General features: G+C 66.3%; 8 protein-coding genes. 7 read left to right on the plus strand and 1 reads right to left on the minus strand.

All coding sequences use genetic code 11. The features are described 5' to 3' along the window. The first annotated feature begins 1 nt into the window (after window position 1). The gene (locus ACM9NP_RS10880) at window positions 2–928 is read left to right on the plus strand and encodes a diacylglycerol/lipid kinase family protein (RefSeq protein WP_415646579.1); all 927 of its coding nucleotides are present in this window, start codon (window positions 2–4) and stop codon (window positions 926–928) included. Between the two features lie 270 nt (window positions 929–1,198). Beyond that, complete coding sequence (locus tag ACM9NP_RS10885) at window positions 1,199–1,456, plus strand: WhiB family transcriptional regulator (protein ID WP_415646530.1); 258 nt, start codon at window positions 1,199–1,201, stop codon at window positions 1,454–1,456. A gap of 194 nt (window positions 1,457–1,650) precedes the next feature. On the opposite strand, the gene ACM9NP_RS10890 is transcribed toward ACM9NP_RS10885, so the two are convergent. Further along, window positions 1,651–2,037 carry an anti-sigma regulatory factor gene (locus ACM9NP_RS10890; protein WP_415646531.1) on the minus strand — a complete coding sequence of 129 codons (387 nt, stop codon included), beginning with the start codon at window positions 2,035–2,037 and terminating at the stop codon, window positions 1,651–1,653. Between the two features lie 413 nt (window positions 2,038–2,450). Between ACM9NP_RS10890 and ACM9NP_RS10895 the strand changes: the two genes are divergently transcribed. The 5 genes from ACM9NP_RS10895 to ACM9NP_RS10915 all read left to right on the plus strand — a co-directional run bounded on the left by ACM9NP_RS10895 (window position 2,451) and on the right by ACM9NP_RS10915 (window position 7,537). Next, complete coding sequence (locus ACM9NP_RS10895; RefSeq protein ID WP_415646532.1) at window positions 2,451–3,629, plus strand: NAD(P)-dependent malic enzyme; 1,179 nt, start codon at window positions 2,451–2,453, stop codon at window positions 3,627–3,629. A 169-nt stretch (window positions 3,630–3,798) separates the two neighbouring features. Then, window positions 3,799–4,854 carry a hypothetical protein gene (locus tag ACM9NP_RS10900; RefSeq protein WP_415646533.1) on the plus strand — a complete coding sequence of 352 codons (1,056 nt, stop codon included), beginning with the start codon at window positions 3,799–3,801 and terminating at the stop codon, window positions 4,852–4,854. Window positions 4,855–4,904: 50 nt separating this feature from the next. Beyond that, window positions 4,905–5,171 carry an antibiotic biosynthesis monooxygenase family protein gene (locus ACM9NP_RS10905; protein ID WP_415646534.1) on the plus strand — a complete coding sequence of 89 codons (267 nt, stop codon included), beginning with the start codon at window positions 4,905–4,907 and terminating at the stop codon, window positions 5,169–5,171. Window positions 5,172–5,377: 206 nt separating this feature from the next. Further along, window positions 5,378–6,343 (plus strand): zinc-binding dehydrogenase, encoded by a 966-nt coding sequence (locus ACM9NP_RS10910; RefSeq protein WP_415646535.1) that lies wholly within the window; start codon window positions 5,378–5,380, stop codon window positions 6,341–6,343. A 204-nt stretch (window positions 6,344–6,547) separates the two neighbouring features. Continuing rightward, window positions 6,548–7,537 (plus strand): Gfo/Idh/MocA family protein, encoded by a 990-nt coding sequence (locus tag ACM9NP_RS10915; protein WP_415646536.1) that lies wholly within the window; start codon window positions 6,548–6,550, stop codon window positions 7,535–7,537. Window positions 7,538–7,559: the final 22 nt, after the last annotated feature.

The following is a 7,559-nucleotide window of genomic DNA, read 5'->3' on the forward strand; positions in this document are numbered from 1 at the left end:
CGTGAGGGCGTTGCTGATCGTGAATCCCCGCGCGACGACGACGAGCGAACGCGCGCGGGACATCCTGACGCGTGCGCTCGGCAGCGCCGTCGATCTGCGGGTCGCGTACACCCAGTGGCGCGGACACGCGGCCGAGCTCGCCTCAGGGGCGTCCGACGCCGGGCTCGATCTCGTCGTCACCCTCGGCGGGGACGGAACCGTCAACGAGGTCGTCAACGGGCTGCTGGCCAAGGGCCGGAGCGCCGACCGGGCGCCCGCGTTGGCCGTCGTTCCCGGCGGATCGACCAACGTCTTCGCACGCGCACTCGGTCTGCCCGTCGATTGGGTCGACGGTACGGGTGCGATTCTGGAGGCGTTGCGTGACGGACGTTTCCGCCGTATCAGTCTCGGCAAAGCCAATGGTCGATATTTCACTTTTTGTGCCGGGATGGGATTGGACGCGGCCGTGATCCGCCGTGTCGAGGAGGCGCGTCACCGAGGCAACATCGCCACGCCCGCGTTGTATTTGCGACAGACCGTCGCCCAGTTGTTTTCGGATAGCGATCGTCGTCACCCGGCAATGACACTTCAAGTACCCGGAGAGAAGGACATTCCGGGCCTGGCGATGGCAATTGTGCAGAACACGACACCCTGGACCTACCTTGGCGGCCGGGCGGTGAGCCCCAACCCGGACGCGTCGTTCGATTCCGGGTTGGATTTGTTGTCACTCAAGGCTTTGAGTCTGCCGCTGACTGTTCGCGCCGCAGGTCAACTGCTGTTGGGGAAGCAACCGTCACACGACGGACAGGTCGTCGCCAGGCACGATTTGGAGAAATTCCGGCTATGTGCGCAAAGTCCGCAAGCATTTCAGCTCGATGGCGACTATCTTGGTGAGTGCGATGATGTGAAGTTGGAATCAGCGCCGGATGCGTTGCGCGTCGCGTGCTGAAGCAGGTATCCAATTTCACGACATCGCGAGAAAACTTGCCGAAACGCCACAACACTGGGTCCTGACGTACTAGATTCGCTTCAGGTCTTTCGCGTGTCGAGCGGGCCAGTAGATAAATCAGGGTAAATATCTCGTGAGGTTCCTCACGAGCCCCAAGATTTTTTAAGCTACCCCCTTGACATCGCGCCAGTTCGTGAAATCATTCACAAGGTTGCTGGTATTGAGGCCCGCCAACTGATGTACTTAATCCAATCAAGGAGTGTCGCACTAATGGACTGGCGCCACCACGCCATCTGCCGGGACGAGGATCCGGAGCTGTTCTTCCCAATCGGAGACAGCGGTCCCGCCTTGGTGCAGATCGAGCAGGCCAAAGGGGTCTGCCGGCGCTGCCCCGTAACCGAGGAATGCCTTAAGTGGGCATTGGAATCCGGTCAGGATGCCGGCGTCTGGGGCGGAATGAGCGAAGAGGAGCGACGCACTCTGAAGCGTCGCGGCGGCGTGCGTAGGCTCGCCGCACACACGGCTTAGACAGACGTGTCGCGAGGGGAGAAGTCGCGCTGCTACTCGGCGGCGGCTTCTCCCTCCTAATATCACCGAAACGGTGGTCGGCCCCACCCCCGCGTACACCCCAGTGATCGCGAACGACGGCCCCACCCCTCACCACCGTCCTACGGGATCTCTTGGCCGCCAAGGCCTTTCGGCTCTTCAGCCGTCATCAATCCTCAGTGGGCAGGACGCCGCTGAGTCACTCGGACCGTCGTCACACCGTCCACGGATTCGGTGCTGACCTCACCGGCGAGCGCGTCGAGTACGTGCCAGGGGAACGATCGACGCGGTGGCAGCGACGCCACACCGGTCGCCCCGATCGTGATGATCAGCTCGGTCTCGGTCACGTCGAAGCGACAATCCAATGTGTTCTCTTGACTCTTCGTGGCGCTGATGAGCAACCCCGCGGCCTCGTCGACGGCGACGCGCAGATCCTCGATCGCCCCGAGCCCGAAGTCGAGCCGCGTCGCCAGTCCCGCCGTCGCGGTTCTCAGGACCGGCAGGAAAGACTTCGCGGCGGGGATGTCCAGCAGCAGTACGTCCCCAGCGACGCTTCGACCCATGTTGACTCCCGGTGTGTGACGATGCCTGGCCGCGCCCGCGGTTCGATCGGTCGCGGCAACCTCCACCGAAAGCGTAAACCCACGACGTCACGGACAGATATTGATGGCCGAACGGGTCGTGTCGAGTGGCGCCGCGGGACGTCGAGCGGTTCGTGCGGCCCTCGCCCGGCCGCTCGGCGTGTTCCGGTCCCATACGGATCGAATCCAATCCGAGAGGCGTTCTCCGCCTTGCCATGCGCTCGCGTCGACCGCCTCCCTCGACGGACGGGAATCGCGGGCGGCGCCGACCGTCGATCGGGGAGCGGACGGCTAGACTTCGGTGCGGTCGTCGGCGATCCCGGCGGTCCAACCCCTCAACTCCCGGTATACCCACTGGCCGGATCCGTGACAGCGTTAGTTTTGTGGAGTGAGGCATGAGTTCGCACGTCGATCAGATCTTTCATGACCATCGGGGCGGCAAGCTCCAGACCGGGCTGCGCCGCCCGCTCGAGACGGCGGCGGATCTGTCCATCGCCTACACGCCTGGTGTGGCGAAGGTGTGCCAAGCGATCGCGGAGGACGCGTCGTTGGCGGCGACGTACACCTGGACCTCCCATCTCGTCGCCGTCGTCACCGACGGGAGCGCGGTGCTCGGTCTCGGCAACATCGGCCCGAAGGCCGCGATGCCGGTAATGGAGGGAAAGGCCGCGCTGTTCAAGCGTTTCGGCGGCCTGGACGCGGTCCCGATCTGTTTGGGTACAACGGATCCCGATGAGATCGTCGCGGCGGTGACGGCGATAGCGCCGTCGTTCGGCGGGATCAACCTGGAGGACATATCCGCGCCGCGTTGTTTCGACATCGAACGCCGGTTGGACGAGGCCCTCGACATCCCGGTGTTCCACGACGATCAGCACGGCACCGCGATCGTCGTTCTGGCCGCGCTGCGCAACGCGCTCGAACTGACCGGGCAGGACATCGAGGACCTCAAGATCGTCATCGTCGGGGCGGGTGCGGCGGGCATCGCCGTGGCCAAGATGTTGCACTCGGCGGGAGCGCGGGGGCTGATCGTCTGTGACTCCAAGGGGATCATCCACCCCGGGCGTGCTGACCTCACGCCGATCAAGACCGAGATCGCAGGAATGACGAATCTCGACGAGGTCAGCGGCGACGTCGGCGTCGCCCTCACGGACGCGAACGTCCTCATCGGAGTCTCTGGTGCGCGCGTCGACGAGGACGCCGTAGCGCGGATGGCCCCGGAGGCGATCGTGTTCGCGCTGGCCAACCCGACGCCCGAGATCGATCCGGACGTGGCGGCCAAGTACGCCCGCGTCGTCGCGACGGGCCGCAGTGACATGCCGAACCAGATCAACAACGTGTTGGCGTTCCCCGGGATCTTCCGGGGCGCGCTGGACGCGGGAGCCGAGAGCATCACCGAGGCGATGGCGCTGGCCGCCGCCGACGCGATCGCCGATTGCGTCGGAGACAAACTGACCGAGGACTTCATCGTCCCGTCGCCGCTCGATCCGCAGGTGTCCCTGGCGGTGGCGCGGGCGGTACGGCATGCGGCTGAGACGGCGGCGGGATCGGCGGCGGACACCTCCGTCACCGGTTGACGGTCCACGAAGGTTTGGATTCGGCATCATTGGTGTCATTGGGGCGTAACGGATATCGATGTCTGTTGGCCTAAATGGATGCCGAGTATGTTCGCAACCGGCTTCGTCGTGCCCACGTGTAACGGTTGGCGCGGTCGTCTCGACCGCGCCGATCACACGAGGAGAGATCATGTTTACACGTGGGACGCGTCGACGCCTGTCGACGCGGATCGCCGTGATCACCGTTTTCACGGGAGTCTTGTTCACGGGAACCCCCGCCGTCGCGGCCGACGTGCGCGGGGAGCAGGTGCCGGTCGTGCCGGTGGAGTTCACATTCGACTATCAGTATCCCGAGTCCCCGATCGAACTGCGCGCCCGCGCGAGCTTCGACGGAACCGGGCTCGCGATCGTCGTGACGGGGATCGACGGTAGCCGTGGTGTTCACGCGCCGTACAGCAACTGTGTTCGTCCAACACAGGGAGACGCCGATACGGTCGTCTGCGTCTTTCCCGACGCGGAGCTGGCCGAGGGCGACGTCGTCGGCCTCGCCCCGTCGACACCGATGACCCTGCTGCGGTACGCCGACGAGCGGTACCCCGGGCCGGTCGACATCTGCTCGCCCCAACGCGACGCCGCTCACCGAGGTTGTGGATACACCGCGTACCAGGTCGACGCCGTCGAAGCGGAACGCCTGATCGGGAATGGGGAACCGCTCGGCAACGCTCCCGCCCAACTGGCGAACCACACCGCGTCGGGAGAGGACTGGACGTACGACGGCGCCATCGTCGCGCGGACGACCCCACGGACGGCCGATCTGCTCGCCCACCCACAGAACCTCATCGGCGAGGTCGGCGACGAACGAACGATATGGGTGGAACTGTCCAATGTCGGCGAAGCGGACTGGCTGAGCCCCGACTACGTCAACGGGAACGCGGGCCTGACCGTCGTACTTCCGACGGGAGTCGAGGCGCTCGACCCCGGTCCGTACTGCGTCGAGAGCGCGCCCGGTGTCTACACCTGCGACATCCGGGACATCAGAAGCGGCGACAACTGCTTCCACGGCATCGACGTCCGCATCACCGACACTGGACCGCACGAGGACGGCTCGATCCACGCCGAGACCGCTCCGGGCCCGAACGCCTGGTACACCGTCGATCTCGACGCCGACCCGTCCAACAACGGCGCCACCGTCACCGTCAACAACGGCGACGAATACTGGCCGCCGCGCGAGTACTGCGACCGCTGACGCGAAGCCGTGTCGCCCACCCGGGCGGCACGGCCCCCGACCGTGACACGATGACCGACATGATCGCGCGCATGTGGGAGGTCAAGGGGCACGCCGAACGGATCGGCGAACTCGTCGCCTGGACCGACGGGGCCCTGTCCGGCATCGAGACGTCACCCGGTTGCCTTGGCGCGCAACTGTTCCGCTCCGAGGACCGGGTCGTCGTCATTACGACTTGGCGGGATAGGGACGCGGCGGTCGACCTTCCCGAGCCCGCCCCCGAGCTCATCGCCCGGCCACCGCACGCCTGGGACTTCACTCCCGTCGAACGCCACTAGGGCTCCCCAACCGCTCCCGGGATTTCACGGGGTGGCGGCGCGATCGTCGCGACGGAGTGGGTCCTCCGTCGAGTCGCGAGCGGGCGTTCCATCGTCGTCCGTGACCCGCCTCTGAGCGGACCGAGACGGGCGGCGCCGCCGTCGCGGCCTCCCAACCGTCGGTGTCGTCTCCGCCGAAGCGTCGCGCCTCGGTATATCGTCTGCGGATGTTCGCCGCATACGCCGCCACCACCGACCCCGCCGAACCGCTGTCCGCCTTGCGAGTCGGGGACATCGCGCCGCCACCGGCCCCCGACGGCTGGGTGGGGGTCACCGTCAAAGCCGCGACCCTCAACCGGCACGACCTGTGGTCGCTCGCGGGCGTTGGACTCGCGGCCGACTCCTGTCCGATGATCCTGGGGTGCGACGCGGCCGGAATCGACGACGACGGCAACGAGGTGATCGTCCACTCCGTCATCGGTGACCCCGAAGCCGGAGGTGGCGACGAGACCCTCGACCCACGCCGAACCCTCCTGTCCGAGAAGTACCCCGGCGCACTCGCCGAGCGCGTGTGGGTGCCGACGCGGAACCTCGTCGCCAAACCCGCGTCCCTGAGCTTCCCCGAGGCGGCCTGCCTGCCGACGGCCTACCTGACGGCCTTCCGCATGCTCACGACCCGAGGCAGGCTTCCCTCCGACGGTTCCGTGCTCATCCAGGGCGCCACCGGAGGCGTCTCGACCGCCGCGATCCTCATCGCCCACGCGCTCGGTGCCCGTGTGTACGTCACGAGCCGTTCCGAGGCGGGTCGGGAATCCGCGTCCGAGCTAGGCGCGACCGCTGTGGAGACCGGCGCACGGCTGCCCGAGCGCGTCGACGTGGTGATCGAGAGCGTTGGCGCGGCGACGATCGAGCACTCCCTGAAGTGCGCGAAGCCGGGTGGTCGCATCGTGGTGTGCGGCTCCACGTCCGGCCACATGGCCACGGTGGACCTTCGACGGCTCTTCTTTCTCCAATTGGAACTCGTCGGATCCACAATGGGGACCATTGAGGAACTACGGCGATTGACTCAGATGGTCGCCATGTCGGAGGTCAGGCCGCTCATCGACAGCACCTTCTCGCTCGCCGACGCCGCGGATGCCTTCGCCCGCCTCGATTCCGGGGACATCTTCGGCAAGATCGTCGTCGAGCCGTAGGGAGGTCCGATATGGATTGCTCACTTCCGTTGCGGTTCGCGTCCGGCCACGCGTCGACGCGTAGGCGGGCTCGAAACGATCGCACGCATGCCGTCGAATCGAGTCGCCAGGTCAGGACGATCCTGAAACCCGGTGCGGCACTGTCGATCCCGCTTCGGGTGGGGCGTGCGACGGCCGTTTTGCCCGGCGTGATCTGATCAGCGCATGGTTGACACGATTCGTTGGGGAGTATTCGCAACCGGTGGCATCGCCGCCACCTTCACCGAGGACCTTCGGCTGCTGCCGAACACGCACATCAGCGCGGTGGGTTCGCGCAGCGTGGAGTCGGCGCGGGCGTTCGCCGACCGTTACGGTGTCCCGTCGGCGTATGGAAGCGTCGACGAGCTCGCGGCGGCCGAGGATGTCGACATCGTGTACGTCGCCAACACCCCGAACGGGCACCACGACGCGGCGGCGACGCTGCTGAAGGCCGGTAAGCCGGTGTTGTGCGAGAAGCCGTTCACGTTGAACCACGGGCAGGCTCAATCCCTCGTGGACATCGCGGAGAAGTCGGGCGTCTTCCTCATGGAGGCGATGTGGATGAGCTGTAACCCGGCCATCGTCCGCATGCGGGAAGTGGTTCGGGCAGGGGCGATCGGGGCGGTGTCGATGGTGTCGGCGGACTTCTGGCTGCCGGGGTCGTTCGGCGCCGATCACCGACTGCGGGATCCGGAGCGGGGCGGCGGGGCGCTGCTCGACCTCGGGGTCTACCCGATCACCTTGGCGTACAACGTTCTCGGCATGCCGTCCGTGATCAACGCGATCGGCACGCTCACTCCGGAGGGCGTCGACGCGTCCTGCGCGATGACCTTCGGCTACGACAGCGGGGCCGTCGCGACATTGTCGTGCGGGTTGGGCGCGGACAGTCCGGTCTCCGCGGTCATCGCGGGGGACAAGGCTCGCATCGAGTTGCCGAACCCGTTCTTCTGTCCGGACCGTTTCCACCTGTGCCGTAAGGGTTCCAAACCACAGAGCTTCCACGCTCCGTTCACCGGCAAGGGAATGACGCATGAGGCCGCCGAGGCGATGCGTTGCCTGCGGTCGGGGCTGCTGGAGAGCCCGCTCGTGCCGTGGCGCGCGAGCCTCGACGTCATGACGATCATGGACGAGGTGCGCGAGCGGATCGGCGTCCGTTACCCGATCGAGATCGGCTGATACGACCACTGCCGGCCCGAAC

Origin of the sequence: Stackebrandtia soli (genome assembly GCF_965137155.1) — a bacterium.
GTDB classification, from domain to species: Bacteria; Actinomycetota; Actinomycetes; order Mycobacteriales; family Micromonosporaceae; genus Stackebrandtia; species Stackebrandtia soli.